We start from the raw sequence: 26,955 nt of genomic DNA, 5'->3' as shown, positions 1-26,955 counted from the left end.
TAGACGGTGCCGTTCTTACATCAAAAGATGACGCTTACTTGCTTAAATAGGCGTTGAGCATCCAGATGGTTTTTTCCTGCTCGCGAATGTAGTCACCGGCTTGCGCCGCGGTACCTTCATCGTCGGCGTCAGAGGCAAGCGCCAGCAGCTCACGCTGCAGCTCAATGATCGTTTGGTAGCCTTTCAGCACGCCTTTGACGCAGGTGGTGCCATCGTGAACGTCTTTATCTTCCTGAATGCGCGACAGCGTTACGTAGTCGCTGTAGGCGTGTACCGGCTTGTGACCCAGGGTCAGGATGCGCTCGGCAACCTCGTCCACTTTGGTCAGCAGGTCGGTGTAGAACTCTTCAAACTTGGCGTGCAGCTCGAAAAAGTCGCTACCGCGAACATTCCAGTGGTAGCCGCGTACGTTCATATAGAAAATTTGGTAATTGGCCAGCAGGTGGTTGAGCTTTTCTGCGAGTTGACTAGCGCTACCTTCGTGTAGGCCAATGCTGTTGGTGTCAGTCATATCCTGCTTCCTCTTTATGCCGCAGTGTTTATGCCACAGTAGGCGGCGGTTGATGCGTGCTTTCAGAATAGGGTGTAACTGTAGCGATGCAAAACAAGTTTTTTGCATCGCGGCCATAGATCTTTGAAATAGAACTTTGAAATTAGAACTTTGAAATTAGCGCTTTGCCATTGGTGCTTCGACATTAAGCCACTTTCGTTACCCTTTGCTGATTTAATAGATGCTGGCGGCGAGAGCCTTTTTCAAGGTCTACATACATTTCAAGGTCTGTGTACCCACAGACGCAGCAGGCTTTCACAGCGCGCTTCCAGCAGTTTAGCGGTGCGCGGTAGTGCGTCAGCTAACGTCATGGGGCCATCGGCTAACGCGAAAGCGGCGGTGACGCCTTCATCAAAACAGGCTTGCCAACCATCGCCTAGGCTGCCCGCCAGCACGATGACGGGTTTGTGGAGACGTTTGGCAGCACGGGAAACGCCGATGGGCGTTTTACCCGACAGGCTCTGCCCATCCAAACGGCCTTCGCCGGTAATCACCAGGTCGGCACGGGCCAACAGCGAAGCCATGCCGGCCTGCTGCATAATCATCTCAATACCGGGCTTTAGCGTGGCATTTAAAAAAGCCTTGGCCGCAAACCCCATACCGCCCGCGGCCCCTACGCCCGGTAGCATTCGATAATCATCGCTTAATGCATGAGTGCTGATATCGGCGAAGTGACCCAGCGCACGATCCAACTGCTCGACCTCTTCAGGTGATGCTCCTTTTTGCGGGCCAAATACCGCGCTGGCACCGCGTTCGCCCAGCAGCGGGTTGTCCACATCAACGGCGGCTTCCAGGCTAAACTTGGCTAACCGCGGGTCTAGCCCATCGAGTTCTAAGCTAGCCAATTGGTTAAGCGCCGCGCCGCCGGGGGGAAGCGGTTCGCCGTGTTGATCTAAAAAGCGCGCGCCCAGTGCCTGCAGCATGCCTGCGCCGCCGTCATTGGTGGCGCTGCCGCCAAGCAGCAGCAGCGCTTTTTCTGCACCTTGATCCAGTGCCGTCAGCAGTAGTTCACCCACCCCAAAGGTAGAGGTGTGTAGCGCATTACGCTCGTCGGCCGCTAAGTGCTGTAATCCGCTGGCTTCAGCCAGCTCAATAAACGCGGTACGCTGGTCGCTCAGCCATCCCCAGGCTGCTTGACGAGGGCGACCCAGGGCATCTTGAACGTTTAGCTGGCGCCGCTCGGCACCAGTCGCGGCGATGAGTGCGTCTAGACTGCCTTCGCCGCCGTCCGCTAAAGGGCAGACTTGAATGTGCGCCTCAGGTGCAGCGCGCTGCACGCCCCGCGCCATGGCAGTTGCGGCGTCTTGGGCGCTTAGTGCATCTTTGAAGCTGTCGGGGCAAAGCAAAACATTCATTAGCACGATCTCCGCAAAACGGTGTCTTCAATACGGTGTCTTCATTACCCTACAATGTCAGTTAAGTATGACCACCTTTGGCGAGCTTAGCGCGCTAGCCTGCGCCAAACCAGCGGCCTCGCCCATTTAGAGGGACTAATATGAAGTCGATACCCATAAGCTTAACCTGTCTGCTGGTACTTGCTGGCTGCCAAGTGGTTCCTGACCGTCTGCCCCAAGCGGAACCAGCGCCAGCGGCTTCGTGCTATTTCCCCGCCATCCATGAGCAGGCGCTGGAAACCAGCGTTGAGGTGCTCACCGAGTGGGGGTTTACCCTGAACTCTACCGATACTTCCCTGGGCTTGATCAGCGCCAGCCGCGAACGGCCACTGCACGGCTATTATGATCCTTACGATGATGCCTACAGCTATGGGCGTGGAATGCGCCTGTTTGGTGGTGTGGGCATAGGGCGCGGTGGTTCCGGTGTCGGTTTTGGCATCGGGGGGATTGGTTATGGCGGTGGCGTGGGCCAGCAGCCGGTGGAGGTGGAGCGTGTGTCGCTACTGGTGGATGACGCGCATATACGGATATCCCGAGATATTCGCCGCTTCGATCACTGGGGTGATCTGCGTGAATCCTACAGTGCCAGCAACGACGATTTCTGTCAGCGCTTTCAAACCAGTTTTACGCAAACCGCCCCTGCGACCGGGAGGCCGTTATGAAAATGCGCCACTGGTTGTTAATCGGGCTACTGGGGGGATTGGTTGGCTGCGCGACGACAACGCCTTTGGAACCCCGTGAACTGGTTTACGCTACCTCTTCAGAGGAAACCTTCCGCGAAGCCGTGGAATTGATGGTGGAGCAGGGCTATGTGGTACGCCATGCGGATCTGTCGTTGGGGCGCGCCGAGGCATCCCTTGCCCGCTGGCCGGAGTATCGCCTGCAACTGCAGGTAAGCGAAGAGGGCAGGGGCAGCCGCGTACGTGTTTCGGCGCTGAAGGGAAGTCAGCCCTTGCCGCCCTATTTGCTCGACCCTTGGCTTGTCGCCTTGCAACATAAATTAGGTGTCGCGCCATGAAGTGGGCGGGTACCGCAGTAGCCGTTTGCTTGGGTATGAGTAGCTTTGTGGTCAGCCCCGATGCCCGTGCCCACCCTCACGGCTGGATCGACCTGAGTGTGCGGGTCATCACCGATGATCAAGGCATGGTGAGTGGCCTGCATCAAACCTGGCGGATGGATCCCTTCTACAGCCTGGTCGTTTTTGAAGAACTACAGCAGGTGGAAAACGCCAGTCTAGAGGAGGGGCTGGATCAGCTTGGCAAAGAGATTCGCGATAATCTCGCCGCGCAGCACTATTTAACCGAAGTGAGTATTAATGGTGAACGCCAGGCGTTGGGTGAGGTAAGCGAATATACCGCCATGGAGCGGGATGGGCGGCTTACCTTTATGTTTATCCTGCCGCTGGAAGCGCCCCAACCGCTGACAGATGCCATGCTTAGCTACCAAGTGTTTGACCCCACCTACTACATCGAAGTGGTGCACGAGGAGGAGGGTGGCCAGCCACGGGATGATGCACTGATACTTCACGGTGAGCCTGTCTGTGAGTTGTCTATTCTCCCCGCTGATCCCGACCCTGAGTTGGTGATGCAAGCGGCGCTGCTCGATAAAGATGAGAGTGGTGAGCCCGGCTTGGGGCGCTATTTTGCCGAAACCGGCCAAGTTGATTGTCGCTAGGCGCTGTTCGAAAACAGGCAGAGCCGTGCTATTTTATGGTCTTGTTACTTTATAACAACTTTTTCGGTGGAGCGGTTAAATGTTTTTAACACGGCCCTTTACACGTCAATTAGGGTTAATGCTGGGTCTTCTGCTAGCCGCAGCAGTGCTCATCATCGTTTGGCAAGGCGGGTTTCAGAGCGTGAGCTATCAGCTACTTGGTTGGCAGCGTGATCTGCACCGTTCGCTAACGCTGGCGATTACCGAACTGTCGCGCACCCCCACCATGGCGACCTGGGTGAGCCTGCTAGGCATTAGCTTCGCTTATGGCGTCTTTCATGCCGCCGGGCCGGGGCACGGTAAAGCCGTCTTGGCGACCTACTTAGCCTCCCACGGCGGTGCGGTAAAGCGCGCCTTGGGGCTCTCTTTTGCTGCCTCCTTACTGCAAGGCGTGACCGCCATTGCGCTGGTCGTTGTGCTGGTTTACGGCCTAGGCTGGATAACCCGGCAGGCCATGGGTAGCGTTGCCTGGGTAGAGCAGGCTAGTTTTCTGCTGGTGGCGGCGTTAGGGGCGTGGCTATGCTGGCGGGCCGTCAAGCAGTTGCGGCGAGCCTATCAGCCGGAGCGAGCGGCTCATTCGCACAGCCCAGGCCATGAACATAATCAAGACCATGAACATAATCCAAACCACGAACATAGCCATGGTCATGACCACAGCCACTGTTGCGGTGGTGCTCACCATATTGAACCGCATCAGGCGTTAGATTGGCGTACGGCGATGATGACGGTCGGCGCCATTGGTATGCGTCCCTGTAGTGGGGCGGTATTAATGCTGGGGGCAGCCAGCTTGCTGGGTCAGTTTGAGGTGGGGGTAGCATCGGTAGTGGCCATGTCGATCGGCACTGGGATAACCGTATCAGCGCTTGCCCTGGCGAGCATTTTTGCCCGTGGCTGGGCGCAGCGGCGCTTATCCAAGCAACAGTACAGCCAGCGCAGCGTACAAAAAGCCACCGGCTGGGTGGCCTTGGCCGGTGGTGCGCTGATAGTAGTAATAGGGATTTCGCTTAGTGTTGCGGGCGTCGCACAGCCTGCCAGTGGGCCGCTCCTCAATGAGCCACCTGCTCGTCAAGGCCACCCATTAACGGGGTAAAAGTCGTCTATATATCAAGCCCGTCGATAAGTGCCAGTAACTGATCCCGTAACTGCGCCTGGCCATCCAGGTCGTAGGGTTCGGGGCTGCCATTGCCCCATACCGGTGCCGGCCAGGTCGCATCGCTGTGCCGTCTAAGCACAACGTGTACATGCAGTTGGCTAACCACATTGCCTAGCGAGGCAATATTGATTTTGTCCCCCTCAAGCGCTGTTTTCATTGCTTCACCTAGCTGAGTGGCTTCCCGCCACAGCTGCTGCTGGTCGTCAGCAGGAAGCTCAAATACTTCGCTAATAGAGGCGTGGCGCGGTACTAGAATCACCCAGGGATAGCGTGCGTCATTCATTAATAGCACGCGGCTTAGCGGAAGGTCTGCGATGGGGAAGGTGTCGGCGGCAAGGCGTTCATCCAGCTCGAATTTGATCAAAGGATAGGCTCCGGGCAAGGGTTTAGGTAATTGCTAGTATAGTCGCCTCGAAGCGACGTAGGGAAAGCGAGCGCGATTGCCAAAACGCTGTTACCCTGAAAAAACTCCCAAGAGGCAAATGACGTTGCCAGTGGAGTTTCCCGATGTTGAATGACTCGTTAAGGAGAACGGAAAATGAAAAAATTATTGGCCATGAGCTTTATGCTGCTGATGACAGCGGGTGTTCTAACTGGTTGTAACACCATCTCTGGCGCTGGTCAGGATGTGCAAGAGGGCGGTAAAGCCGTCCAAGATGCCGCTGAATAATTAAGTAAGACTGTGTTTTAAAGCAAGTGGTATCCTACGGGCTAGGCTAACGCCCGGCCCGTTGGTTTTTATAACCGGTTTCCATGCCCCTATTTTTGGAGATTCAAGGATGAAACCCCGTATTACTCTGGCTAAGTTCGCTGCTGTTAGCGCTTGTGCACTGTTGTTAACGGCCTGCGTTAGTTCCCAAATGCCGATTTCCCCTGCCAACGACGACGTAGACGCAGCGCCACCGCCGCCAACGGTAGCGCCGAACGGTTCCAGTGGTGAGCAGGCTGCCAGCTGTGATCTAGACGCTATCCAATCCGCTATCGGTGAGCCCTTCGACGAGGCTAACGTTGCGCAGTTACAAAGCGATAGCGACGCTCGGCAAGTACGCGTGCTGCGCCCTGGTAGTATGGCCACCATGGATCACCGTCCGGATCGCTTAAATATCCATCTTGATGATCAAGACGGCATTGAAGCGCTGCGCTGCGGCTAACGGTAGCCGAGCACAGCTCGTTTTCAGGCTAACCTAAAATCAGCACGACGCAGGCGGCGGTCAATGCCCCCATGGTGATATTGAACGCCCGCCACGCGGCCTCCGTTTTGATCCACTGCCCAATCGCCGTGCCAAAGGCGGCCCACAAAGCGATGCACGGTAGTCCCACTAGTTCAGCAAAGCCCGCCAGCACTAGCGCGTTGACTATCGGCTGACCGCTTTCGGGCAGAAAACCCGCCATCAGCGCCAGCCCCATTACCCACGCTTTAGGATTGGCAAACTGAAACGCCGCTGCCTGCCAAAATGTAAAGGGTACGCTATGGGTCTGCGCCTTAAGATTGGGCGGCGGGGCGCTGGCAATTTTCCAAGCCAAATAGAGCAAATACGCGCTGCCTATCCAGCGCAGTGCCGTTTGAATCGCCGGGTAGCGTTCAAACAGCACGCCCAAGCCCAGTGCTATACCTGCAAACAACAAAAAGCAGCCGCCTAAAATCCCCCACATATGCGGCAGCGTACGCCTAAAGCCGAAGTTAGCGCCAGAGGCGGTAAGCATAACGTTGTTCGGCCCTGGGGTAAGCGTCATCGACATCATATAGAGTGCGGCCGGACCGAGGATTACCCATTCGCTATTCATTTATTGTATCCATACAATTTGGTGATAAGGATTGTTTTGTTGCCGATTTTGCTAGCATAATGGGGTTTAAATTGACGTCAAAGGTTTTATTGTCACCATGACAATGTGGGTGCCTTCGCTAGCTGAATTTTCTGGTTCACGTTACCGCGCTATTGCCAGTGCCATTGAAGCCGCTATCCAGGCGGGAACACTACTGCCAGGGGAGCGATTGCCGCCCCAGCGCCGCTTGGCGGATGCGCTAGGTGTGACCATTGGCACGGTAACCCGGGGGTACGCTGAGGCTGAACGCAATGGCTGGGTGTCGGCACGGGTGGGTAGCGGCACCTATGTGAAGAGCCAAGACCAAAACAATGCTTTTAGCCTGACGTTTCCCGCTGACGAAACGGCCGGTGTGATCGATTTAAGCCTTAGCCTGCCACCGCCCCACCCGTTGCGGCAGACGCTGTTGAGCGAAGCGCTGGTCGCTTTAAGTCAATCCGGGGCAGCATTAGCACGTGGTGTTACTTACCAACAGGCCCAGGGGCGTCATGAGCATCGTGAAGTACTCGCTCGCTGGTTAAATACTTTGGGTATGCCGCTGATGGCCGATGAGCTGCTCATTACCCAGGGTGGGCAGCATGGCCTTAGTTTGGCGCTCAGCACCTTGCTAAGGCCGGGCGAGCTGTTGGCCGCTGATGCCTTGACCTATCCCGGTGCCATCAGCGCTGCGCAGCAGGGGCATCTAAAGTTGGTAGGCATTGGTCAAGACAGTGAAGGGATGCGCATGGATCTGCTTGAGGCGCAGTGTGCCCGGCAGCCACCTAGAGCGATTTATCTAACGCCGGAACAGAACAACCCCACCGGCGCGTGTTTAAGCGAATCGCGCCGCGAGCGACTGGTAACGTTGGCACGGCGCTACGATATCTGGCTGATTGAAGATGGCGTGCAGTATCTACCCGCTGAGCAGCGCGGTACACCCCTTTACAGGCTTGCGCCGGAGCGCACGCTGTTTGTGTTTAGTACCGCTAAAGTGCTGGCGGGTGGGCTACGAATTGGCGTACTGCGTGCGCCTAAAAGCTTGCACGAGCGGTTAGCGACAGGCCTTCGCGCTCAGAGTTGGATGGTGCCACCGCTAATGGTCGATGTGGTTTGCCATTGGATTAATCAGCCCGCGGCGGAAAAATTACTTACCTGGCAAACTCAGGAGCTCGCGGAGCGTCAGCAGTTGGCTGCCGAATGGCTAAAAGATTTTTCCTTAAGCGGGCGTTCGCACAGCAGCAATGTATGGCTTGCGCTGCCAGAGGGGAGCCGGGCCGTAGAGCTGTGTGAACGGCTACTGCAGCGGGGCGTTAAGGTCAGCAGCGCAGAGCCCTTTTGTGTCGGGAGCACGCCAGCGCCCCAAGCGATTCGGCTATGTGTTGGGGCCGCGGCGGATCGCAGTGAACTGATTCAGGCATTGAGTATCGTCGCCGCCTGTTTAACCGAGCGCCCATTAGCCCCTGTCACTTTGTGAATTACTCGTAGCGGTCTTTCCAGCCCTGGTGGCGCACCTGGTCTTTAAGCATTTCGAGGACGTCGTACAGCACCTGCTCGGTGACCCGATTGCTGCCTTCGTCAACCGTCAGCCAGGTGTCGAAGCCGCTGTCGGCGGTGCGCTCCACTAACTGCCTAAACTCATCCGAATGAATGCCTAGCAGCAGCTCATCGACTAGCCGTTGAGCAACGCCGCTGAGTGATGCTTCCATCGCGCTGGTGGCCTGCTGCCCCATGGGCAGGCGATTAAGGCGCTGAATCTCGGGGCTTTCCCGTAGCGTGCGGCTAACTAAATCACTGATTGCCGCCATAATGGATTGGCGGTTGTGCTGGTAGGCTTTGCCGATAGTGCTCTCCAGCCGCTGAGCGATCTCATGAATCAGCTGAGCTTTGCGGGGCATGATCACACGTTCAATCACGCGCTCGGTCAGCGAATCGCTGGCGCGTATCTGCTGCTGTACATTGCCCAATAGACGCAGGGCGATGCGGTCGGAAAGCTCCTCAAGCAGAATGTCGTAATACTTGGCCACAAATTGATAGATGTACCAGTGGGTAACATCAATAAGGCCGAGGCGATGCAGCCGATTGATTAACGATACAACGCGTAAAATACGCAGTAGTCGGAAGCCCGCGAGGGGAATGCAGCCCAGCACATCGTACCAGTGCACGAAGGGGTAGAAAAACCAGCGGTGGTAGCGCCGCTCGGCAATCGCGATTGACCAGCCCAGCAGTACGTCGGCGATAAAAAAGCTGACAAATACCAGGTCGATGGTGATAAAACGGCTATGAATCACGTCATCGTAGAAGGTGTGAAAACCGGGGGCGAGGTTGGCGATGCCCTGGTTAATAGGGTCAAGCAGAAACAGCGAATCAAACAGCAGTAGCGATAGATTAATCACCACTAGCGTCAGGATAAAAAAATCCCAACCAATATGGGCGTATTCAACCGCTTTAGGCAGGTGTGGATAGCGTTCCCTGGCGGGCATACGAACTCCTTGTCGTTGGGTCTTTAATGGGCCTGGGACTGGTAATGCTGCTGGGTCAGCAGTTCCTCTTTTTCTGCCTGTTTGCGTAATTTTTTGCGCAGTGCCGCCTTTTCAAAACGCAGTTCCTGGAGCGGTGTGGCCAACTTGAGCGGCGGTACGCTAGCGGGTTTACCATCAGCGTCCACTGCTACCATGGTGAGGTAGCAACTGTTGGTATGACGGATCAGCTTATTACGAATATCTTCAGCCACGACCTTGATGCCCACTTCCATCGACGAGCGACCAACATGATTAACGCTGGCCAGAAAGGTGACCAGCTCACCGACATGAATCGGCTGCTTAAACAACACCTGATCCACTGACAGCGTCACCACATAGTGGCCCGAATAGCGGCTGGCGCAAGCAAAAGCGACTTCATCGAGCTTTTTAAGAATTGCACCACCATGGACTTTGCCGCTGAAATTCGCCATATCGGGCGTCATCAATACGGTCATGGAGAGTTCATGCTGCCCAGGCAGGGCAGCGTTAGCGCTGATTTCGGCGTCTGTCATTCGGTGCTCCTGCTCCTACGTGAGACCAATAACGGCTGCCCGTTACTCATATGCTGGGCAAACTGAGCGACGGGCAGTCATTGGCGGTTGTTTAAAACCATACCAGACCGACGGAAATAATAATGCCGGTGATAAAAAGCTGAATCAGGCAGAAGCCCATAATATCTTTCGCCTTTAGGCCCGCAATGGCGAGCACCGGGAGTGCCCAGAAGGGCTGTAGCAGGTTAGTCCAGGCATCGCCCCAAGCCACCGCCATGGCAACCCTCGGAATATCAGCTCCTAAGGCCTGAGCAGCCGGTAGCATCACCGGTGCCTGAACTGCCCACTGGCCGCCGCCGGAAGGGACGAATAGGTTGACAATACCCGCGCTGATAAACGACCAGAACGGCAGTGTATTGGTGGTGGCAAAGGAGACCAGCCACTCGGACATGCTCTCTGCTAGTCCGGACTGCACCATGATGGCCATGATGCCAGCGTAAAATGGGAATTGGATGACAATCCCCGCGCCGCCTTTAATCGCTTCGTGCAGGCTATTGAGCAGATTACGTGGCGTGCGGTGCAACACAATGGCTAGGAACAGAAACATAAAGTTAACGACGTTAAGGTTTAAGCCGCCACTTCGTAACAGGAAGTGATCAAGCAAGAACAGCAGCCCCGGCACTCCGACCAGCAGGGCGAGGGTAAAGCTATTTTCCAGGCGTTCAGCAGGGCGAGTAATGCGGCCAACCGGCTCGGGCTCGTCATTCAGAACATTTGGGTCGACATAGACGCTATCCTTCTCATCCGGCAGCATCATGCGGTTTACCAGTGGGATGGCAATAAATAGGCAGGCCACAATAGCGAGGTTGAAGAAGGCGAAAATCGTAGAGCCGGTACCAATCACTCCAATTTGATCGGCGGAAAAATGCCCTTCGGTAGCGATGGTTAGCGGGATTGAACCTGCCAAACCGCCGTGCCACACCACAAAGCCTGAGTAAGCACTGGCCACTAATAGCCGATAGTCAACGCGGATCAACCGGGCCAGCTCTTTGGCAAATAGCGCGCCGACCACAAGGCCAAACCCCCAGTTAATCCAGCTGGCCGCCAATGAGACCAGCGTCACTAGGATGATTGCACCGCCAGGGGATTTCGCAGTACCGGCTATTTTCTGCAGAATGCGTTTTACTGGCGGTGAGCTTGCCAGCATAAAACCGGTGACCAGCACCAGCAGCATCTGCATAGAGAACGTCAGCAAGCCCCAGAAGCCATCACCCCAGAAGCGCAGTACTGCCAGCGGTGTTTGCCGCTCAATGGCGATTGCGGCGGCCGAGGCAATTAATGTCAGCAATAGTACGAAAATATACGGGTCGGGGAGATAGCGCTCCACCAGCTTTACCGCCGGTTTTGAGATCATTTTAAGCATGGGATGCTCTCTTTATTCATTATTAGGAAGTGGCTAAGCAAGGTCTTGGAAGTGTAACGGCATAGCTAATATACGGGTGAGTACGGAAATTTTCACGTTGAAGCTGCCCGCTTAATCTTACGTTAGCGTAGTTGAGGTTAATTGCGCCTGTTTTAACGCTAATGGTTTAACCGGTAGGGGCGATGGTAGTGAAAATAGTAGTAGGCGATCAGCACCGCCGAGCGCACCAGCGTGAACAGCATAAACGCCAGCCAGAGCCCATGATTGCCCAGTCCCTGGGTTAGCCACCAAATGGGTAGATAGGCGGCTAGGCCAATAAAGATACTGTTACGCATTTCACGTACCGCAGTGGTGCCAATAAACACCCCATCAAGGAGGTAGCTCCATACCGCAATCAGCGGCATGACGACCATCCAGGGCAAGTACTGCGCCGCAGTTGCACGCACCTCTTCAAGGCCGGTGAGCAGCGCTATGAGCGCATTGCCGCCCAGCGCGAACAGCAGGGCGGCAGCGCCAGCCGTCCATAATGAAAATCGCGCGGCGGCGCGCACAGTGGCGGCAAATTCCTGCCAATCCTGACGGCCATAGGCGCGCCCAATCAGTGATTCGGCAGCGTGGGCAAAGCCGTCCAGGGCGTAGCTGGTGAGCATGATAAATTGTAGCAGCACAGCGTTGGCAGCAAGCACTGTATCGCCTTGACGAGCACCCTGGGCGGTAAAGAACGCCATGGCAAACAGCAGGCCGAGGGTGCGCACAAACAGGTTGGCGTTGACGTTAAACAGGGCTGTGTAAGCTGCGAGTGCCAGCAGGCGCTCGCGTAAAAAATGGCCTTCCAGCCGGGTTAGCTGGCGAAGCACCAGGTAGCTACCAAACGCTAGGGCACTGTAGTCAGCGATTACGCTCGCCCAGGCCACGCCGTTGCTGGTCATCCCCAGGCCTACTACAAACCATAAATCCAGCACGATATTAACGCTGTTGGTGAGCAGCAAAATCATCAGCGTGACGCGGGAGTTCTGTTGGCCCAAAAACCAGCCCAGAATGGCGTAGTTGGCGAGCACCGCCGGTGCAGACCAGAGGCGTATATGGGCGTATTCTCGCGCTAAATCAGTCGCTACCTCACTACCATCTAACAGCCATAAACCGAGCGTAATCAGCGGCGAGGCAAACACAATCAGCAGGCTACCAATCACCAGCGCCATGATCAGCGACTGCCCCAGCAGGTTGCGCACGTCTGTATCGCTCTCGCGCCCCATGGCTTGGGCGACCAGCCCCGTCGTGCCCATGCGCAAAAAGCCAAACCCCCAATAGAGGAAGCTAAACAGTGTGGCACCGAGGGTAACGCCGGCTAAGTAGCGGGAGTCGGGCAAGTGCCCGACCACAGCGGTATCCACCAACCCGAGCAGCGGGACGGTGATATTGGAGAGGATGATTGGCCAAGCAAGGGCCCAAATCCGCATTGGGTTTAGGCGGCAGTGATGATGCGGTACTTCTTCATCAACTGTTCTTGGCTTTCGTGGCGTTCAGGGTCAAGTGGAATGCAGTCCACCGGGCAGACCTGTTGGCATTGAGGTTCGTCATAGTGACCCACGCACTCGGTGCATAGATTAGGGTCAATGACGTAGATCTCCTCACCGGGGGAGATCGCATCATTGGGGCACTCGGGTTCGCAGACGTCGCAGTTAATGCACTCGTCGGTAATCATCAGGGCCATGGGCATACCTCGCAGATGGCATTAACACTCGGGCTTTGCACGAAAACTGCTTGCGCTCGTCCATACGTTGTTAAAAATCGGCTCAAAATACTCATTTACACCCTGTAAACTCCGTTTTTTCGCCGATTTTTGCCTAGTCTGGCCTTCGCTCAGCGACTTTTCGTACAAACCCCTAGGGTATCAATAGCAATACCTGAGTGTTTTACTCAACAATGGCGTTGGCTAGCTAGTGTAGTGGTTACGCAGCGCTTCGGCGACCTGAGGATGCACCAGGGGGGAAATATCGCCGCCAAGCTTGGCAATTTCGCGCACGATGGTTGAAGAGATATACGAATTTTCTACCGCGGGGGTTAAAAACACGCTCTCCAGCTCCGGGTTTTGTGCGCGGTTCATATTGGCCAACTGCAGCTCGTACTCAAAGTCAGAGACCGCGCGCAGGCCGCGCAGAATGATTGTCGCACCCTGTTCGTGCATCATGGTTGTGAGCAGGGTCGAGAAGCCGATCACCTCAACGTTGGGCAGCGGCGCGCAGACCGCTTTCACTAAGCTCATGCGCGTTTCCAAGTCGAGGTGGGGGCTTTTGCCAGGGCTTGCCGCCACCGCGATGACCACTTTGTCGAACATCCGTGCGCCGCGCTCGATCAGGTCAAAATGGCCATTGGTGATAGGGTCGAAGGTGCCGGGGTAGACGGCGATATTCAGTTTGCGCGTGGTCATTCCTCGCTCTCCTCGTCCAGGCAGCCAAACGGGTTATCGCTGGTTAAGGAGACGGCGTGGTCGTAACCGGGGATATGAATCCGGTCAGCGTGAATATCCAGCTCTGGGCCCTCCAGCACCGCTTCACCAAACTGATAGCGTGGAGCGTAGTGGCCACGGTCTGCCTGGGCCAAGTAGGCCGCTGCTGCTTCGCGGGTGGTTTCGCGACGGGTTTTCCAGGCGTTCACCGCCGCCGCGCCGTGGCGCTGCGTCAGCAGGCGTTCGGTCACCGCAGGTGAAAGCACCACGCCGGTGGCGTTGTTGCCGCCGAAGCCCTTGGCGTTAATAAAAGCAGCGTCCGCGCGAAAAGTTTGTGCCGTTTGAGAAAAGCGCAGCCGCTCAGCATAGACATCGTCAGCCACCGTATCCAGCGTGGGAATGCCCGGCAGCAAGTCGTGGGCAAAACTACCCAGTGCGCTCGCCAACTGGTCGCCCGCCGCGGAGCCTTGTGAGTGGCCAATAAAGGCTTTAATCGCCACTACGGGCCAGTCGCTAATGCCGTTGGCGCGGGCAATTTCGTCGAACACATGGGATTCGGTAATGCGGTTTTTGGGTGTGCTGGTGCCGTGAGCGTGCAAAAAGCTGCGCTCTTTAAGGGATTTTTCGCCCAGCATATCGCGCACCAACGCAGTCGCTTTGCCGAGGGTGATGTAGTTGCCGATGCCCGGCGCCGAAATCGAGCGCTTGTAACCATCGGCATTAACGAACACATCAGGCACCGCACCGAGAATATCCGCGCCGACTTCCAACGCTAGGGCATCGTCCATCAGTAGCACGAACTGGCTGGCTTCCGCCATGGTAAAGCCACAGTTGCGCGCAAACGGACGGCAGGCGCGCTGATAATCGCTGTCGGTGAGCAGCTCCAGAGCATCCAGGGCTTTCAGACCAGCGTCGTCAGCTAGCGCACCCATGGCCCGGAAACCCTCGATGATTTCCGGGGTGATGGGTGCGTCTGCAGTACCCACCATCACCACACGACGGCGTCCGGCGCGAATGTCATCAATACCCAGGCGCAGGTTATAGAGAAAGCTGGCACAGGCGCCTAACGCTGCGCCTGTGCCACCTACGCTACCCAGTACATAGGCATTCAAAAAGTCGGCGGGCATCTGACCATAGCCCAGAGGCATCTGCTTGGAGGTGGCGCGTTGACCACTCACCAGGCTTTTCAGTAAGCCGCCCCAGCCTTGATCGTCTAGCTGTCCAATGGAGTTCCCGGCGTACACGGCAATATGATCCGGATTTAACTGTTGGCGCAGCGTCTCCCAAGAGAGACCGCTGGCGCCCAGGCAGTCGCTGGCACCAAATACCGCCAGCGATAGCCCGCGGGGGTGGTGCACGCTGCGGTAGAGGTTTGCGGGGTTAAAGCCGCTGGGTAGCTGGGCCGCCGCGCGTACCTTGGGTAACTGCGCGTCGGGAAGCAGTACCTCTAACACCCCTGCAGGTACGCTCACCTCTACCTCGCGGACATCAATGTCGCGCACCTGCCAATCCTCCGGCAGGTGTTCGGGTAACTGGCGGCGGCGCAGGGTAAAGCGTAGCGGCTCGGCCAACTGCATGCTGGCTTGCCGGTTTGACGGCATGCCAGGGTCGAGAAAGCGAGGGTCTTCGTTGCGTCGGATCAGGGTGTGGTTCAGCACCTGATCGCGCAGCGACTGCGCTGGGGCCTCTACGGGCTGACCTTGACTATCGTGCCACCCCTCTTCGGAGTGCTCGACTAGACGCATAAGCGCGGCCAAGCCTTCCAGTGTCTGGCGTTGCTGGTCAGCAGGAAGGGCATCAAGCACGGTGCGGCGGAAGGCCTGATGGCCAGAGGTTCTGCCAGCGGGATTGATGCCGCCCATGCCGACAATCACCGGTAAGTGTGACAAGCCGGGTTCCTCGTGGTGCGGTGGTGGTAATAACAATTATCGGCAAAAGTACTCGGTATATGATGCCTAGTACCATGCGCTTAATAAGTACGCTAAGAAGCACGTTATGCGTGATCATAGCACCGGCTGAGCAACGGCGTCATGCCGCAAGCGTTCGAGACTGATAGAATCACGCTTTTCAGCCGAGTAATGGCATGCAGCATACTTCTCGACCAGTGGTTTCTAATCAGCCAGGCCCACATCAGGATCTCGCCCGACGAGTGAGCCGAGCGTTAACGCATCCGCTACGTAAACCAATCGCCGAACACACGCAGCGCAGTTTCGCCCTGGCGGCAGAGTGGTTCGTGGGCCGTCAGGCACCGTTGATACTAGATTCGGGCTGTGGCGTGGGGATATCGACCCGCCAACTGGCGGTGCAGTTCCCTGCCCATGCGGTAATCGGCGTGGATCGCAGCGAGGATCGTTTGGGGCGCGACCACGGCCAGTTGCCTGACAATGCGCTGCTGGTAAGAGCGGATCTGGTCGACTTTTGGCGCTTGGCCTATCAGGCTGGCTGGGCGCCAGAGTATCACTTTCTCCTTTATCCGAACCCTTATCCCAAGGCGGGGCACCTAAAAATGCGCTGGCATGGCCATGCGGTTTTACCCACACTGTTGGCGCTTGGCGGGTATCTTGAGTTGCGCTCCAACTGGTCCCTCTACGTTGAAGAGTTTGCTTTGGCAGTGGCACAGGTAACCGGCAAACAGGCAGCGGTGACTGAAATTGCGCCTAAAGGGGACTATTTAACCCCTTTCGAAGCTAAGTATGCTCAGAGTGGCCAGGTTCTGTGGCGTTTATGCGTTGAGTTGGAGCGAACATGACGTTTGTCTATTTGGTGTTGGCGATTGTGGCCGAAGTGATCGCCACGAGCGCCTTAAAAGCCTCCATGGGCTTCACGCGCCCGCTACCCAGCGTGGTGGTGGTAGTGGGTTACGGGTTAGCTTTTTATTTGCTCAGCCTGGTGCTGCGCACGCTGCCGGTAGGGGTTGCCTATGCGATTTGGGCAGGCCTGGGTATTGTGCTGGTCACCTTGGTTGGCATAGTGGTATTCGGTGAAAAGCCTGATTTGCCGGCGGTGATAGGAATTAGTTTGATAGTAGCAGGCGTGGTCATGCTGCAAATGTTTTCAAAAATGAATGTGCATTGAGGAGCTGTAATGGGGTGTTTTTTTGCTGTTAAGCGCATGCAGCGCTGGTCGCTGGTGACAGGTGTAGCCACATTGGCGCTGTGTGCCAGCACCAGTCTGTTCGCCGATTTCAATCGCCTGGGCCAACTGCAGAGCAAAGGCTTTTCGATTAGCGCGGAAGCACGCCTTTTGGATGCCGATGCAGGCGCTAATGCGTTGTTGGGCAGCATCACCCCGGATCGACAGCTGTCGCCCGCTTCGGTCACTAAAGCCTACTTGTCGGCGGCGGCGCTAAACCGTTTTGGCCCCCAGCACCGCTTTACCAGCCAACTGGTCAGCTCCGCTAGCATTGAAAATGGGGTGTTACGCGGTGACTTGGTGTTTGAGGGCGGCGGGGACCCGGGCCTAACCACTGAGAACCTTTGGCGCTTGGTGCAGCGTTTGCACTTAGCCGGGGTGCGTGAGGTAGAGGGGGCGTTGGTGGTCAGCCAGTGGCGCTTTGGGTCAGTGGACTGTATTACCACGGATCGCTGTAATGCCCTGACTCGGGTTGCCAATGCCTATAGCGCGCCGCTCTCCTCAGCTGGCGTTAACTTTGGTAGCTGGTGCGTTAATGTCGCACCAGCGACGAACGCGGGTGAGCCCGCCCAAGTGGGGCTATGCGATAGCCAGACGTCGCTGATCACCATTGATAACCAAGTAATCACCCGCCCCGCCAATAGCGGTACTGAGATTAGCGCTGAACGAATTACCGATGAGCGTGGCGACGTGATGCGCTTGACGGGGCAGATCTCCACCAATGCCACTGCACGCGATGTCTACCGTGGCGCAGGGGATGCCGCCGAAACAACCGCGCAAGTCCTAATGGGCATGTTGAACCAGGCGGGTATACAGGTGCGCGAAGCGTGGCGCGTTAGCTCGTCTCAGCCGCCTAGCAGCGCCCAGCGTCTGGCGGCGGTGGACAGCCAGCCACTGCAAGAGCTATTGCTGCGCATCATGAACTACTCCAATAACTATATGGCCGATGTGCTGGCGCTGGATCTCGTCGAGACACCCCAGGCACAGCTACGCCAGGCGGGCCAGGCGATTGAAACTTACGCCCACAGCCTGCCCGGGCACGGGCCGTTAACATTGTATAGTGGTAGCGGACTGACCACTGAAAACCGCACATCGGCCCAGGGCGTTAACGTAATGCTGGAGGACATGTTTCGTCAAAGTAGCCTGTTTCCCAGCTTTGTGGCGGCCTTTCAGTCACCCGCTAACGGGGTAATGCGCTTCATTCGGCGAGGTTCCTCCACGTTTCAAAACAATGTCATGATCAAAACCGGCACGCTTAACCAACCTTTTGCAGTACGCGCCGCGGCGGGCTATTTTCGCACTGCGCAAGGGCGCTGGGGGGTGTTTAGTGTCATGGTCAATGGTAACGGCAGTACGCCTTATTTAAGCTGGACTGAAGTGCTGGATCCGTTGTCACAGGATCTAGAAGCAATGATGTTAGCGAATTGAACAAACTCTACGCTCACAAGGTGAGGCGATCTGCATGAAACCTGGGCATACCGGTTTAACACATTTGGTTCACTCCACACGCTATTCGTGGAAAGGCCTGAAAGCGGCGTTCAGAAACGAGGCGGCTTTCCGTCAAGAGGTCGGCATTACGGTAGTACTGCTGCCGCTTGCCTGGTGGATCGGTGAAGGACCTATCAGTTGGCTACTGCTAGTGGGTAGTCTGTTTTTTGTACTGATAGTGGAGCTGCTTAATAGTGCGATTGAGAACGTGGTGGATCGGATTGGTACCGAGCACCATGAGCTTTCAGGGCGGGCCAAGGATATTGGTTCGGCGGCGGTGATGCTGTCGCTGATCATGGCCGGGCTTACCTGGGGGCTATTGGGCTGGGAAAAATTCTTTAGCTAAGCAGGTAATTGAAAGCGAACGTTTTTGACGCGCTGTCAGCGAGGTAGTTATGCAAGTGAACGACGATTTCTTACCGTTGTCGACGCTGCCAGCGTCGTTACATACCGCCACCCAATCCGCCTGGAAGCGGCTACGCGAGGCGCTTGCTCAAGCTGATAATGTCGCCGAGATGACCAAGCAGGAATTGCCTTCCAGTAATTGGCAAGGGCTTTCGGAACAGCGTCGCGAGGCGCTTGCTAAAGTATTGACCATCTCGACCTTCGCGCTGGATACCTTGGTTCGCTACCCCCAGTGGTTGGCCGAGTTGGATATTGCCGGTGAGTTGGACGTAAACCCAGGTCGAGATGAGCTGGCTAGCTGGCTGAGTGAGTCACTTGAGAGTGCCGAAGACGAAGAGGCGATGCAGCGGGTAATCCGCCGTTTTCGTCGCAAGCGTATGCTGGGGATTATCTGGCGTGACCTTAACCGTGCCTCTGGCCATAGCATGTGGAGTACCGCCACGGCGGTGTCTGAGCTTGCCGAAATATGCTTGGAAGCGGCATTAACCTGGCTTGAACGTTTTTACGCGCCGCGTTGGGGCTTACCTGCCCCACGTAAAGACGGCACGCCCCAGCGTCTGGTGATTCTGGGTATGGGCAAACTAGGTGCTGGGGAGCTGAACCTCTCTTCCGATATCGATCTGATCTTTGCCTTCCCTGAAAAAGGTGAGACGCAAGGTGGGCGCAAACCGTTAGAGCACCAGGAATACTTTACCAAGCTGGGGCAAAAGCTGATTGCCGCCCTGGATGCCATGACCGCCGATGGCTTCGCCTTCCGTGTCGATATGCGCTTGCGGCCTTTGGGCGACGGCGGGCCGCTGGTGGGCTGTTTTGCCATGCTCTCTAGCTACTACCAGGATCAAGGCCGCGAATGGGAGCGTTACGCCATGCTCAAGGCGCGCCCGGTCGCGGGGGATCTGGACGCGGGCGATGAGCTGTTGGCCGGGCTGCGCCCCTTTGTGTATCGCAAATACCTGGATTTTGGCGCCATTGAGTCGCTGCGTGAACTGAAAGCGATGATCAACCGCGAAGTGAAGCGCAAAGGCATGCAGAGCAATATCAAACTTGGCTCCGGCGGCATTCGTGAGGTTGAGTTCGTCGTGCAGGCGTTCCAACTGATTCGCGGCGGCCGCGATACGGAGCTGCAGGTGACATCGCTAAAAACGGCGCTCAATCGTTTGCCCGAGCTGGGCCTGTTGCCGCAGGAAGTGGTCGATGAGCTGCTGCCTGATTATGCCTTTCTGCGCGATGTCGAACACGCTCTCCAAGCACTGGAAGACCGTCAGACACAGACCTTGCCCAGCGATGATGCTGATCGTGAACGGGTAGCCTTCGCCATGGGGCATGAAGATTGGCCGGGGTTGATAGCCCAGCTTGACGAAGTGCGCGAGCGGGTGCGCCAACACTTTGATGCCGTGATTGCCGACCCCGAAGAGGATGTCGATGAGGCCAACGATGATAGCCAGCTTGGCTTGGCTCAGTGGCGGCTTATTTGGCGCGGCGAGTTAGAAGTGCAGGAGGCCAGCGCGTACCTGGCCGAGGCGGGTTTTAACGAGCCAGAAAAAGCCTTGAAGCGGCTGCATAGCCTTTATCATTCTCGGCAAGTGCAAAGCATGCAGCGGATTGGCTTCGAGCGCTTGGATGCGTTAATGCCGCTGCTGTTGGATGCGGTGGCGGGCAATGAAGCACCGGATACCGCGCTTGAACGGGTACAGCCGCTGATTGAGGCCGTACTGCGGCGTACAGCTTACCTTGCGCTGCTGCGCGAAAACCCCCAGGCGCTCGAACACCTGATGCGCTTGTGCGCCGCGAGCCCCTGGATAGCTGAACAGCTGTCGCGTTATCCCATTCTGCTCGACGAGCTGCTGACGCCAGAAACGCTGTATACCCCCGCCGATAAAGCGCGCCTTGCCGATGAGCTGCGCCAAACGCTGAATCGTTTGCCAGAGGATGATGAAGAGGCCCAGCTAGAGGCATTGCGCGTTTTTAAACACGCTCAAACCCTGCACGTAGCGGCGTCGGATATCGTGGGTACTCGGCATCTAATGAAAGTAAGCGATTACTTAACCTATATCGCCGAAGTCATTCTCGATGCCGTGTTGGCGATGGCGTGGAAGCATATTACCCGCAAGCACGGTGTTCCTGAGGGGCTGAATGCCGGGGAAGCGGCTTTTCTGATCGTTGGTTACGGCAAACTGGGCGGCATTGAGCTGGGCTACAGCTCCGATTTAGATCTTGTTTTCCTTCACGATAGCGATGGTCAGGGCACAACTGATGGTCCACGACCCATTGATACGCCAGTGTTTTTTACCCGTCTGGGACAACGTATTATTCACCTGCTCACCGCGGTAACGCCCACCGGCACGCTGTATGAAGTGGATATGCGCCTGCGGCCTTCGGGTAATTCAGGACTATTGGTGACATCGCTTAAAGCCTTTGCCGAGTATCAGCGTCAGAATGCCTGGACCTGGGAGCACCAGGCATTGGTGCGCGCCCGGGTGGTGGCGGGTAGCGATTCGCTGGCCGAGAAATTCAGTCAGTTACGGGGCGATATTCTAGGTGGTGAGAGAGATAAAGCTGCACTGCGCGAAGAGGTGGTCAAAATGCGTCAGAAAATGCGCGACCATCTGGGCAGTAAAACCACCAGCAATACCTTTAACGTCAAACACGATGCGGGCGGTATGGTGGATATCGAGTTTCTCTGCCAATACGCGGTGTTAGCGCTTGCTCACCAAACGCCTGCGTTACTTACCTACAGCGATAATATCCGCATTCTAGAGAGCCTGACCGAGAGTGGGCACTTACCAGCTGAAGAGGCAGAGCGTCTTCGCGAGGCTTATCTGGCTTATCGCAGCGCTACGCACCGAGCGGCGCTCACCGGTCAGAAAGCACTCAGCGATGGTGAGGAATTCCGTGCGCATCGCGATATAGTCACCGCGCTCTGGCAGCGCTTTCTTGAACCTTCCACCGCCGATAACCGCTAGTCAGACGGTAACCAGGACGCAACAGTGATAACAAGGAATAGGGCTGGGCGGCCCGTATGATTGGACATATTCTGGCCACGCTATTGCCAGTATTTTTAATCGCTGGCTGTGGCGCAGCCTATGGGCGCTACCGTACACCGGATATTCGCAGTCTCAATACCCTCAACATGGAGCTGTTCGTTCCGCTATTGGTGTTCGCCGTGCTGGCTGACCGGCAAGCGCCGTTAGCTGAGTACGCCTGGCTGGCCACGGCAGCGATAGCAGTAGTGCTGGGGTCGGGGCTTGTACTTTGGCCGCTGGCAAAGTGGCTAAAGCTGGATAGCAAGATCTTCCTTCCGCCGATGATGTTCAACAATGCGGGCAATATGGGCGTGCCGCTGCTGGTGTTGGCATTTGGTGCTGAGGCGCTTCCTGCGGCGGTGGTGGTGTTTATCGTTGAAATGCTGCTGCACTTTTCGGTGGGGCTTTACATGCTTAACCCGCGCACTTCGCTCTGGCGAATGCTGCGCATGCCAATTGTACTCGCGAGTCTGGCGGGTTTAGCGGTGAATATCAGTGGCCTGCCGCTGCCTGGCTGGCTACTGGAGGCGATGCATATGCTAGGCGGGGTATGTATTCCGCTAATGCTGTTTGCGTTAGGGGTGCGGCTCTTGGAGATCGACTTTAGCGATTGGCGTACGGGGATACTGGGGGCGGTGCTGTGTCCGCTTTCCGGGTTAGTAATTGCTTTGCCGTTGATGTGGCTACTGCCACTAAATGCGCTTCAGGCGGCGGTGCTGCTGGTATTTGCGGCACTGCCGCCTGCGGTGTTGAATTACTTGGTCGCAGAGCAGTATAAGCTGGCGCCACAAAAAGTGGCTTCGCTGGTGCTGATTGGTAACCTGGGCAGTCTGGTCGTTATGCCGCTGACCTTGGCCGCGGCATTTACCTGGGTTTACGCGCCGCTGTAACAAAGTATACGGCACTAGGTGGCGCGAAAAAGTGACTAACGGGTTAATTAACGATCATCTTTAACTTCATAGCTGCCTTCCAAGACATCCTGATGACCAGGACGGTTTTGCGCAGACGTATGCGGGGAAGCATGTCCGTGAGAATGCCCTTGAGAATATCCCCCACCTATATCCTGTGCCTGCTGGGCGCGCATCTGCTCCATACGCTTTTTCATTTTATGGCGCATAAACGGCATCATTGCCCAGCCAATCAGCAAGAAAAACAGGCCGAGTACCACGCCGACTATCATTAACGCGCCAAACGCCAGCCACGTGAGCAGCAGCTTCAAGCTGCCCGCCACTCCGGTGGGTTGAGTTTGCGCAGCACGGGTGCGCCATTGGTTAGCCGCTTGCCATGCAGCGTTGCGTTGGTCGCGATTCATCTGTGGCATGAGAGCCTCCATCGGTTATTCGCACCCATTGGAACACAGTAGCTCTAGCAAGTTCACTGCTTGGCCACAGTGCGATTAGATTTTTCAACTGTTACCATTAAGCTGTACAAGGCAGGTTTAGTTGTACAAGCATGCGCTTAATACGCAGTGCTTACCTAAACAGAGCTCATTTAACAGGACGGTTATATGGCTAATCATGGAGGCAAGTCGGTATTCATCGCATCGGTGGTGATTATTTTTGGCTTGGTAGTTGTTGGGGCGTCATTTCCTGAAGGATTTGCCAACGTTGCAGAGGGCGCACTGACTACTGTTACCGGGCTATTCGGGTGGTTTTATCTATTTTCGGTTTTTGGTTTTGTCATTTTTCTGTTTGGTCTGGCGCTAAGCAAGTATGGCAAGGTGCGCTTAGGCCCCCAGGACAGTCGACCCAACTATACATTCTTTTCGTGGATCAGCATGCTGCTGGCCGCAGGCTTTGGTGTCGGACTGGTCTTCTATGGCATGGCGGAACCCATGTTTCACTTCATTGAGCCGCCCTATGGCGACAGAACCGCCGAAACCGAAGCGGCCGCCCGCTACGCTATTCAATACAGCTACTTTAACTGGGGGATACACCAGTGGGCAGCTTTCTCGATTGTCGGTTTGATCATTGCCTATTTTCAGTTCCGCAAAGGGCAGGCAGGACTGGTGTCGTCCGTACTGTCATCGATAACGGCTAAGAATCCTAAAATTCGTCCTTACGCTTCCTGGCTGGATGTATTTGCCGTGGTCGCCACCGTAATGGGTGTGGCTACCTCGTTAGGGTTAGGTGTGCTGCAGATGAATGGCGGTTTAAACGCTGTGTTTGGCCTGCCGGAGAACGGTTTCTGGCAGTTTGTGATTCTTTTCGTGATGTTCTGCGCCTATATGGCTTCCACCTGGTCGGGTTTGGATAAAGGCATTAAACGCCTCTCTAACCTTAATATGATTTTATGCATCGGGTTGATGCTGTATGTGCTGTTCACTGGCCCAACCGTGGCGATATTAGAGACCATCACGGTGGGGATTGGTGACTATCTGCAGAACTTTATCGGCATGAGCCTGCGCATTTCTCCCTATGGTGATAATGAGTGGGCAAGCAACTGGACGATTTTCTACTGGGCCTGGGTGATTGCCTGGTCGCCGTTTGTAGGTACCTTTATTGCCCGGGTATCACGGGGGCGTACCATCAAAGAGTATGTGTTTGGGGTGCTGTTCGTACCGCCGCTGCTGGCCTGTTTATGGATTGGCGTATTCGGTGGCGCGGCGCTTCACATGGAGTTGAACGGTACCGATATCGGTCTTGCTGCCGCAACCCAGGATAATATAACCGTCGCACTGTTCGAGATGTTTGAGTTGATGCCCTTTACCGGCGTGCTGTCGGTCGTTGCGATGCTGCTGATCTTTATTTTCCTGGTCACCTCCGCTGACTCGGCCTCGTATATCGTGGCGCAAATGACCGATAATGGTTCGATCAATCCGCCGCTCTATAAGCGCGTCATTTGGGGTGTGCTGATCGCCGCTATTTGCCTGACGTTAATTGCCTCAGGTGGCTTAACGGGGCTGCAATCGGCTTCGGTGCTGTCGGCACTGCCGTTCACCTTTATCTTGTATATGATGGTGTTCGTATTAGTTCAGGAACTACGCGCCGACCGCAAGGCGATGCTAACGCAGCTTTATCGCCGCCATGGCGAAACGCCGGTGGGTGCGGACGCCTTTGAAGCCGAGCTGTTAGGTGAAGAAGAGCGCTTGCGCCGTGCACCGAGTGTGGTCAATCGGCGCATTAATAGTTAGCATCAGTCATCAGCACTAATAAAAAGTAACCAAGCCTTTGATTGCGGGGCAAGGTAGTTGGGGAGCAGCGACACATGAAGCGAAAATGCTGATGGCGCGGCAAGGGCGCCATGGAGCGACACGACGGCAGGCTAAAGGAGTTGCTTTCGATCGCTGGCTAGATAGGGTAGTCACAGTAGCGGTGCTAACGGCGATGATCATTGGTCTGGCTGCTGTGGCCGCTCACTGGCTGCTTTAAAGTACCAGCTCTGTGCAATATGTGTGCTTAACGCCCGGCTTTATGCCGGGCGTTTGCGTGTTTCGACCCGGTTTCGACCCAGTCGTTTGGCGTGGTAAAGGTGCTGGTCGGCACGCTCAATCAGCGCTTCAGCACTAATTGATAAGCCGGGCGACATGCTGGCAACACCCATGCTAACGGTAAGCTCTGAATGGGTGCTTGAAAAAGCATGAGGAATGGCCAGTGACAGCACTGCTTCGCGCAAGCAGTTGGCAACGCCCACAGCGTCGTCATGATCCTGACCTGGCAGTACACAGACAAATTCTTCGCCGCCGTAGCGGGCGAGTAAATCCCTGGCGGGGGCAATGCACTGATTGAGCGCTTTTGCTACGGCGCGCAGGGTGTCGTCGCCCATGGCGTGCCCATAATGATCGTTAAACTCCTTAAAGTTATCGATATCGATAAAAATCACCGATAGCGGCTGCTGGGTTTGCTGCGCCAAGCGCCAGTGTTGTTGATAAAACTCATCGAAGTGGCGTCGGTTCGCCACGCCCGTCAAGCCATCCATATTAGAGAGATGATGGAGCTGGTCGCGCTGCTCCAAGCCTTGCTGAAACGCGTTTAACAAATGATCCAAACTATCCACCAGATGCCCTAACTCATCATGCTGATGTCCTCGCAACATTGGCTTGGGCCACTGGCCGGGACGATTGGGATCGGTTTGGGCAATAGCTGCGTGTACCTTGAGCAATGGGCGAGTAATAAATAGATGAAAAAAAGCGATCACCACTAGGCTTAAAATAAACGCCTCTAAAATACTCACCCCGACCACCGTGTAAATACGCGCGAGGAACTGCTGGGTTAAGTAGCCTTCTGCCAGCATCAGCTCAATCTCGCCGACGACAGCTTCCGGCATGTCGCTGCCCATGTAGTAGGCGAGGTCGGTTTGGTGGTGCAGTATATCGCCAAATAAATATTGGCTGAGCCAAGTCGAATCAGCCTGTTTTGGCCTCTCAAATTCAGCCAGAGCGCGCCCAAAATCGTCACGAATCGACACCCATGCGACCTCGTCAGCATTAAATAGCCCATAGGCGATTTGGTGGGCGAGGTCGGGGTTAAGCTGGAAAGCGGCCTCTGCTGCGGCGCCGTTAACGACCGCCAACTGTTGAGTAATGCGTTGCTCGGTTTCCTGGCGCATATTGGTAGCGTGGCTGAGAAGTTCAATACTTCCTGCTACACCACTAATCAGCATAGCAATGAGCAGGGTGAGTAGCGCTTGCTTAGTGGTCAGGCTGCCTTTTTTAGGCGCGACGCCAGTGGTCAACATAGGAAAGCGAGGGCGGGGACTTATCACTGGCTCTCCCCCTGCAGGGCATCCAGCTGGGCTTGCAGTCGCTCCAGCAGTGCTTTCGAAACGTTGAGGTGGCAGGCGAGATAAAGCGGTGCGCGATAAAAAGTAAATAAATGCGCTAGCGCGATGTCCTGTTCATGTGCCATAAATTCACCGGTTGCTTTGCCTGTCACAATCACATCTAGTAGCCCCGCCTTTAAACGTGCGATATTTTCTCGCTCCGAAGGAGCAAGTAGCACATTAATGCCGCTATCAGCGACGTAATCGCCTATGGCATCTTCCCTAAAACTGCCCACTCGCCAAGCGTTCAGCCCGGAAAGTGAATCAACATTGAGCCCACGCTCGGCTAAACTGAACGCTGCCCATTCATTGTCGACCAGTGGCCCCACCCAGTGAAACAGCGCTTCACGCTCAAGGGTGCGGGTGGTGGAGTAGACGCAATGGTTCTCCCTTAAGCGTGCTTCGGTGTAAGCGCGTGCCCAAGGCAGCAGCCGAAAATTAGCCTCTATGTCAGCTTGGCGAAGCGCATCACGTAGCAGTCGCGTCGCACTACCGATTATTTGCCCTTGGTCGTCCGAATAATTGAACGGTGGATACTCTTCGGTATTGATCGTCAGCGGCATCGCATGAAGTGGCAGACTGCAGCTACCGATAACGGTGATCAGGGCAACGCCCATGCGGTATCGCCATCGGCGAGTTAGGTCGTTAGCCATC

The 26,955-nt window shown here is 55.9% G+C and carries 28 protein-coding genes; 14 read left to right on the top strand and 14 right to left on the bottom strand.

The genetic code is table 11. The annotated features are described in order from the left end of the window. Nucleotides 1-34: 34 nt before the first annotated feature. On the bottom strand, nucleotides 35-511 hold the full coding sequence (locus HALTITAN_RS13750; RefSeq protein ID WP_027958621.1) for a Dps family protein: 477 nt from the start codon (nucleotides 509-511) through the stop codon (nucleotides 35-37). A 260-nt stretch (nucleotides 512-771) separates the two neighbouring features. Then, nucleotides 772-1,905 (bottom strand): glycerate kinase, encoded by a 1,134-nt coding sequence (locus HALTITAN_RS13745; RefSeq protein ID WP_039859452.1) that lies wholly within the window; start codon nucleotides 1,903-1,905, stop codon nucleotides 772-774. 140 nt (nucleotides 1,906-2,045) lie between these two features. Between HALTITAN_RS13745 and HALTITAN_RS13740 the strand changes: the two genes are divergently transcribed. The 4 genes from HALTITAN_RS13740 to HALTITAN_RS13725 all read left to right on the top strand — a co-directional run bounded on the left by HALTITAN_RS13740 (nucleotide 2,046) and on the right by HALTITAN_RS13725 (nucleotide 4,747). After that, the gene (locus tag HALTITAN_RS13740; protein ID WP_009287466.1) at nucleotides 2,046-2,606 is read left to right on the top strand and encodes a hypothetical protein; all 561 of its coding nucleotides are present in this window, start codon (nucleotides 2,046-2,048) and stop codon (nucleotides 2,604-2,606) included. Further along, entirely contained in the window at nucleotides 2,603-2,962 is a 360-nt protein-coding gene (locus tag HALTITAN_RS13735) for a hypothetical protein (protein ID WP_027958624.1), read from the top strand. The genes HALTITAN_RS13740 and HALTITAN_RS13735 overlap by 4 nt, the downstream gene beginning before the upstream one ends. Then, a complete protein-coding gene (locus HALTITAN_RS13730; RefSeq protein WP_009287465.1) occupies nucleotides 2,959-3,618 on the top strand; it encodes a DUF1007 family protein in 660 nt (219 codons plus the stop codon). Before HALTITAN_RS13735 ends, HALTITAN_RS13730 begins: the two co-directional genes overlap by 4 nt. 79 nt (nucleotides 3,619-3,697) lie before the next feature. After that, nucleotides 3,698-4,747, top strand: coding sequence for a nickel/cobalt transporter (locus HALTITAN_RS13725; protein ID WP_009287464.1), 1,050 nt, complete (start codon nucleotides 3,698-3,700; stop codon nucleotides 4,745-4,747). Nucleotides 4,748-4,754: 7 nt separating this feature from the next. On the opposite strand, the gene HALTITAN_RS13720 is transcribed toward HALTITAN_RS13725, so the two are convergent. Further along, on the bottom strand, nucleotides 4,755-5,174 hold the full coding sequence (locus HALTITAN_RS13720) for an HIT domain-containing protein (protein ID WP_027958625.1): 420 nt from the start codon (nucleotides 5,172-5,174) through the stop codon (nucleotides 4,755-4,757). A gap of 174 nt (nucleotides 5,175-5,348) precedes the next feature. Here HALTITAN_RS13720 and HALTITAN_RS13715 point away from each other — a divergent pair, with 174 nt between their 5' ends. Then, nucleotides 5,349-5,480, top strand: a complete 132-nt coding sequence (locus HALTITAN_RS13715; protein ID WP_027958626.1) for an entericidin A/B family lipoprotein — start codon at nucleotides 5,349-5,351, stop codon at nucleotides 5,478-5,480. A gap of 109 nt (nucleotides 5,481-5,589) precedes the next feature. Further along, the gene (locus HALTITAN_RS13710; RefSeq protein ID WP_039859450.1) at nucleotides 5,590-5,961 is read left to right on the top strand and encodes an I78 family peptidase inhibitor; all 372 of its coding nucleotides are present in this window, start codon (nucleotides 5,590-5,592) and stop codon (nucleotides 5,959-5,961) included. Between the two features lie 28 nt (nucleotides 5,962-5,989). On the opposite strand, the gene HALTITAN_RS13705 is transcribed toward HALTITAN_RS13710, so the two are convergent. After that, entirely contained in the window at nucleotides 5,990-6,595 is a 606-nt protein-coding gene (locus HALTITAN_RS13705; protein ID WP_009287463.1) for a LysE family translocator, read from the bottom strand. A 97-nt stretch (nucleotides 6,596-6,692) separates the two neighbouring features. On the opposite strand from HALTITAN_RS13705, the gene HALTITAN_RS13700 reads away from it, so the two are divergent. After that, on the top strand, nucleotides 6,693-8,087 hold the full coding sequence (locus tag HALTITAN_RS13700; protein WP_009287462.1) for an aminotransferase-like domain-containing protein: 1,395 nt from the start codon (nucleotides 6,693-6,695) through the stop codon (nucleotides 8,085-8,087). Nucleotide 8,088: 1 nt separating this feature from the next. Here HALTITAN_RS13700 and HALTITAN_RS13695 read toward each other — a convergent pair whose 3' ends face one another. The 7 genes from HALTITAN_RS13695 to HALTITAN_RS13665 form a co-directional block, all read right to left on the bottom strand. Continuing rightward, nucleotides 8,089-9,093 (bottom strand): hypothetical protein, encoded by a 1,005-nt coding sequence (locus tag HALTITAN_RS13695; RefSeq protein WP_009287461.1) that lies wholly within the window; start codon nucleotides 9,091-9,093, stop codon nucleotides 8,089-8,091. A gap of 23 nt (nucleotides 9,094-9,116) precedes the next feature. Beyond that, complete coding sequence (locus HALTITAN_RS13690) at nucleotides 9,117-9,644, bottom strand: acyl-CoA thioesterase (RefSeq protein ID WP_009287460.1); 528 nt, start codon at nucleotides 9,642-9,644, stop codon at nucleotides 9,117-9,119. A 91-nt stretch (nucleotides 9,645-9,735) separates the two neighbouring features. Continuing rightward, complete coding sequence (locus tag HALTITAN_RS13685) at nucleotides 9,736-11,046, bottom strand: short-chain fatty acid transporter (protein ID WP_009287459.1); 1,311 nt, start codon at nucleotides 11,044-11,046, stop codon at nucleotides 9,736-9,738. 158 nt (nucleotides 11,047-11,204) lie between these two features. After that, nucleotides 11,205-12,503 (bottom strand): MATE family efflux transporter, encoded by a 1,299-nt coding sequence (locus HALTITAN_RS13680; RefSeq protein WP_009287458.1) that lies wholly within the window; start codon nucleotides 12,501-12,503, stop codon nucleotides 11,205-11,207. Between the two features lie 5 nt (nucleotides 12,504-12,508). Then, nucleotides 12,509-12,757: a YfhL family 4Fe-4S dicluster ferredoxin gene (locus HALTITAN_RS13675; protein WP_008957577.1), complete on the bottom strand. Its 249-nt coding sequence runs from the start codon at nucleotides 12,755-12,757 to the stop codon at nucleotides 12,509-12,511. 222 nt (nucleotides 12,758-12,979) lie between these two features. Next, on the bottom strand, nucleotides 12,980-13,474 hold the full coding sequence (coaD, locus tag HALTITAN_RS13670) for a pantetheine-phosphate adenylyltransferase (RefSeq protein WP_022522078.1): 495 nt from the start codon (nucleotides 13,472-13,474) through the stop codon (nucleotides 12,980-12,982). Next, nucleotides 13,471-15,354: a beta-ketoacyl synthase gene (locus HALTITAN_RS13665; protein WP_035538294.1), complete on the bottom strand. Its 1,884-nt coding sequence runs from the start codon at nucleotides 15,352-15,354 to the stop codon at nucleotides 13,471-13,473. The genes coaD and HALTITAN_RS13665 overlap by 4 nt, the downstream gene beginning before the upstream one ends. A 221-nt stretch (nucleotides 15,355-15,575) precedes the next feature. Here HALTITAN_RS13665 and trmB point away from each other — a divergent pair, with 221 nt between their 5' ends. The 6 genes from trmB to HALTITAN_RS13635 are packed head-to-tail and all read left to right on the top strand — an operon-like array spanning nucleotide 15,576 to nucleotide 22,430. Then, nucleotides 15,576-16,241, top strand: coding sequence for a tRNA (guanine(46)-N(7))-methyltransferase TrmB (trmB, locus tag HALTITAN_RS13660; protein ID WP_009287456.1), 666 nt, complete (start codon nucleotides 15,576-15,578; stop codon nucleotides 16,239-16,241). Beyond that, nucleotides 16,238-16,567: a DMT family transporter gene (locus HALTITAN_RS13655; protein WP_022522081.1), complete on the top strand. Its 330-nt coding sequence runs from the start codon at nucleotides 16,238-16,240 to the stop codon at nucleotides 16,565-16,567. Before trmB ends, HALTITAN_RS13655 begins: the two co-directional genes overlap by 4 nt. A gap of 9 nt (nucleotides 16,568-16,576) precedes the next feature. Continuing rightward, nucleotides 16,577-18,052, top strand: a complete 1,476-nt coding sequence (gene dacB, locus HALTITAN_RS13650; protein ID WP_027958632.1) for a D-alanyl-D-alanine carboxypeptidase/D-alanyl-D-alanine endopeptidase — start codon at nucleotides 16,577-16,579, stop codon at nucleotides 18,050-18,052. Between the two features lie 34 nt (nucleotides 18,053-18,086). After that, on the top strand, nucleotides 18,087-18,458 hold the full coding sequence (locus HALTITAN_RS13645; protein WP_022522083.1) for a diacylglycerol kinase: 372 nt from the start codon (nucleotides 18,087-18,089) through the stop codon (nucleotides 18,456-18,458). 49 nt (nucleotides 18,459-18,507) lie between these two features. Then, on the top strand, nucleotides 18,508-21,480 hold the full coding sequence (glnE, locus tag HALTITAN_RS13640; protein WP_009287455.1) for a bifunctional [glutamate--ammonia ligase]-adenylyl-L-tyrosine phosphorylase/[glutamate--ammonia-ligase] adenylyltransferase: 2,973 nt from the start codon (nucleotides 18,508-18,510) through the stop codon (nucleotides 21,478-21,480). 56 nt (nucleotides 21,481-21,536) lie between these two features. Then, on the top strand, nucleotides 21,537-22,430 hold the full coding sequence (locus HALTITAN_RS13635) for an AEC family transporter (protein ID WP_009287454.1): 894 nt from the start codon (nucleotides 21,537-21,539) through the stop codon (nucleotides 22,428-22,430). Nucleotides 22,431-22,477: 47 nt separating this feature from the next. Here the strand turns inward: HALTITAN_RS13635 and HALTITAN_RS13630 are convergent, their stop codons facing one another. Beyond that, nucleotides 22,478-22,861, bottom strand: a complete 384-nt coding sequence (locus HALTITAN_RS13630; protein ID WP_039859446.1) for a hypothetical protein — start codon at nucleotides 22,859-22,861, stop codon at nucleotides 22,478-22,480. Between the two features lie 186 nt (nucleotides 22,862-23,047). Here HALTITAN_RS13630 and HALTITAN_RS13625 point away from each other — a divergent pair, with 186 nt between their 5' ends. After that, complete coding sequence (locus tag HALTITAN_RS13625; RefSeq protein WP_009287453.1) at nucleotides 23,048-24,673, top strand: BCCT family transporter; 1,626 nt, start codon at nucleotides 23,048-23,050, stop codon at nucleotides 24,671-24,673. Nucleotides 24,674-24,951: 278 nt separating this feature from the next. Here the strand turns inward: HALTITAN_RS13625 and HALTITAN_RS13620 are convergent, their stop codons facing one another. After that, nucleotides 24,952-26,244 (bottom strand): GGDEF domain-containing protein, encoded by a 1,293-nt coding sequence (locus HALTITAN_RS13620; RefSeq protein WP_009287452.1) that lies wholly within the window; start codon nucleotides 26,242-26,244, stop codon nucleotides 24,952-24,954. Beyond that, nucleotides 26,241-26,954, bottom strand: coding sequence for a substrate-binding periplasmic protein (locus HALTITAN_RS13615; RefSeq protein WP_236614958.1), 714 nt, complete (start codon nucleotides 26,952-26,954; stop codon nucleotides 26,241-26,243). Before HALTITAN_RS13615 ends, HALTITAN_RS13620 begins: the two co-directional genes overlap by 4 nt. Nucleotide 26,955 lies beyond the last annotated feature (1 nt).

The sequence above is a fragment of the Vreelandella titanicae BH1 genome (assembly GCF_000336575.1).
Classification (GTDB): domain Bacteria; phylum Pseudomonadota; class Gammaproteobacteria; order Pseudomonadales; family Halomonadaceae; genus Vreelandella; species Vreelandella titanicae.
The sequence above is the reverse complement of the archived record's forward strand: the minus strand, read 5'-3'. Positions and strand labels throughout refer to the sequence as shown.

Excerpts from the sequence above, each read along its gene's own strand:
- HALTITAN_RS13750 (WP_027958621.1), bottom strand. The coding sequence starts at position 511 with ATGACTGACACCAACAGCATTGGCCTACACGAAGGTAGCGCTAGTCAA.
- HALTITAN_RS13745 (WP_039859452.1), bottom strand. The coding sequence starts at position 1,905 with ATGAATGTTTTGCTTTGCCCCGACAGCTTCAAAGATGCACTAAGCGCC.
- HALTITAN_RS13740 (WP_009287466.1), top strand. The coding sequence starts at position 2,046 with ATGAAGTCGATACCCATAAGCTTAACCTGTCTGCTGGTACTTGCTGGC.
- HALTITAN_RS13735 (WP_027958624.1), top strand. The coding sequence starts at position 2,603 with ATGAAAATGCGCCACTGGTTGTTAATCGGGCTACTGGGGGGATTGGTT.
- HALTITAN_RS13730 (WP_009287465.1), top strand. The coding sequence starts at position 2,959 with ATGAAGTGGGCGGGTACCGCAGTAGCCGTTTGCTTGGGTATGAGTAGC.
- HALTITAN_RS13725 (WP_009287464.1), top strand. The coding sequence starts at position 3,698 with ATGTTTTTAACACGGCCCTTTACACGTCAATTAGGGTTAATGCTGGGT.
- HALTITAN_RS13715 (WP_027958626.1), top strand. The coding sequence starts at position 5,349 with ATGAAAAAATTATTGGCCATGAGCTTTATGCTGCTGATGACAGCGGGT.
- HALTITAN_RS13710 (WP_039859450.1), top strand. The coding sequence starts at position 5,590 with ATGAAACCCCGTATTACTCTGGCTAAGTTCGCTGCTGTTAGCGCTTGT.
- HALTITAN_RS13705 (WP_009287463.1), bottom strand. The coding sequence starts at position 6,595 with ATGAATAGCGAATGGGTAATCCTCGGTCCGGCCGCACTCTATATGATG.
- HALTITAN_RS13700 (WP_009287462.1), top strand. The coding sequence starts at position 6,693 with ATGACAATGTGGGTGCCTTCGCTAGCTGAATTTTCTGGTTCACGTTAC.
- HALTITAN_RS13695 (WP_009287461.1), bottom strand. The coding sequence starts at position 9,093 with ATGCCCGCCAGGGAACGCTATCCACACCTGCCTAAAGCGGTTGAATAC.
- HALTITAN_RS13690 (WP_009287460.1), bottom strand. The coding sequence starts at position 9,644 with ATGACAGACGCCGAAATCAGCGCTAACGCTGCCCTGCCTGGGCAGCAT.
- HALTITAN_RS13685 (WP_009287459.1), bottom strand. The coding sequence starts at position 11,046 with ATGCTTAAAATGATCTCAAAACCGGCGGTAAAGCTGGTGGAGCGCTAT.
- HALTITAN_RS13680 (WP_009287458.1), bottom strand. The coding sequence starts at position 12,503 with ATGCGGATTTGGGCCCTTGCTTGGCCAATCATCCTCTCCAATATCACC.
- HALTITAN_RS13675 (WP_008957577.1), bottom strand. The coding sequence starts at position 12,757 with ATGGCCCTGATGATTACCGACGAGTGCATTAACTGCGACGTCTGCGAA.
- coaD (WP_022522078.1), bottom strand. The coding sequence starts at position 13,474 with ATGACCACGCGCAAACTGAATATCGCCGTCTACCCCGGCACCTTCGAC.
- HALTITAN_RS13665 (WP_035538294.1), bottom strand. The coding sequence starts at position 15,354 with ATGGGCGGCATCAATCCCGCTGGCAGAACCTCTGGCCATCAGGCCTTC.
- trmB (WP_009287456.1), top strand. The coding sequence starts at position 15,576 with ATGCAGCATACTTCTCGACCAGTGGTTTCTAATCAGCCAGGCCCACAT.
- HALTITAN_RS13655 (WP_022522081.1), top strand. The coding sequence starts at position 16,238 with ATGACGTTTGTCTATTTGGTGTTGGCGATTGTGGCCGAAGTGATCGCC.
- dacB (WP_027958632.1), top strand. The coding sequence starts at position 16,577 with ATGGGGTGTTTTTTTGCTGTTAAGCGCATGCAGCGCTGGTCGCTGGTG.
- HALTITAN_RS13645 (WP_022522083.1), top strand. The coding sequence starts at position 18,087 with ATGAAACCTGGGCATACCGGTTTAACACATTTGGTTCACTCCACACGC.
- glnE (WP_009287455.1), top strand. The coding sequence starts at position 18,508 with ATGCAAGTGAACGACGATTTCTTACCGTTGTCGACGCTGCCAGCGTCG.
- HALTITAN_RS13635 (WP_009287454.1), top strand. The coding sequence starts at position 21,537 with ATGATTGGACATATTCTGGCCACGCTATTGCCAGTATTTTTAATCGCT.
- HALTITAN_RS13630 (WP_039859446.1), bottom strand. The coding sequence starts at position 22,861 with ATGCCACAGATGAATCGCGACCAACGCAACGCTGCATGGCAAGCGGCT.
- HALTITAN_RS13625 (WP_009287453.1), top strand. The coding sequence starts at position 23,048 with ATGGCTAATCATGGAGGCAAGTCGGTATTCATCGCATCGGTGGTGATT.
- HALTITAN_RS13615 (WP_236614958.1), bottom strand. The coding sequence starts at position 26,954 with ATGGCTAACGACCTAACTCGCCGATGGCGATACCGCATGGGCGTTGCC.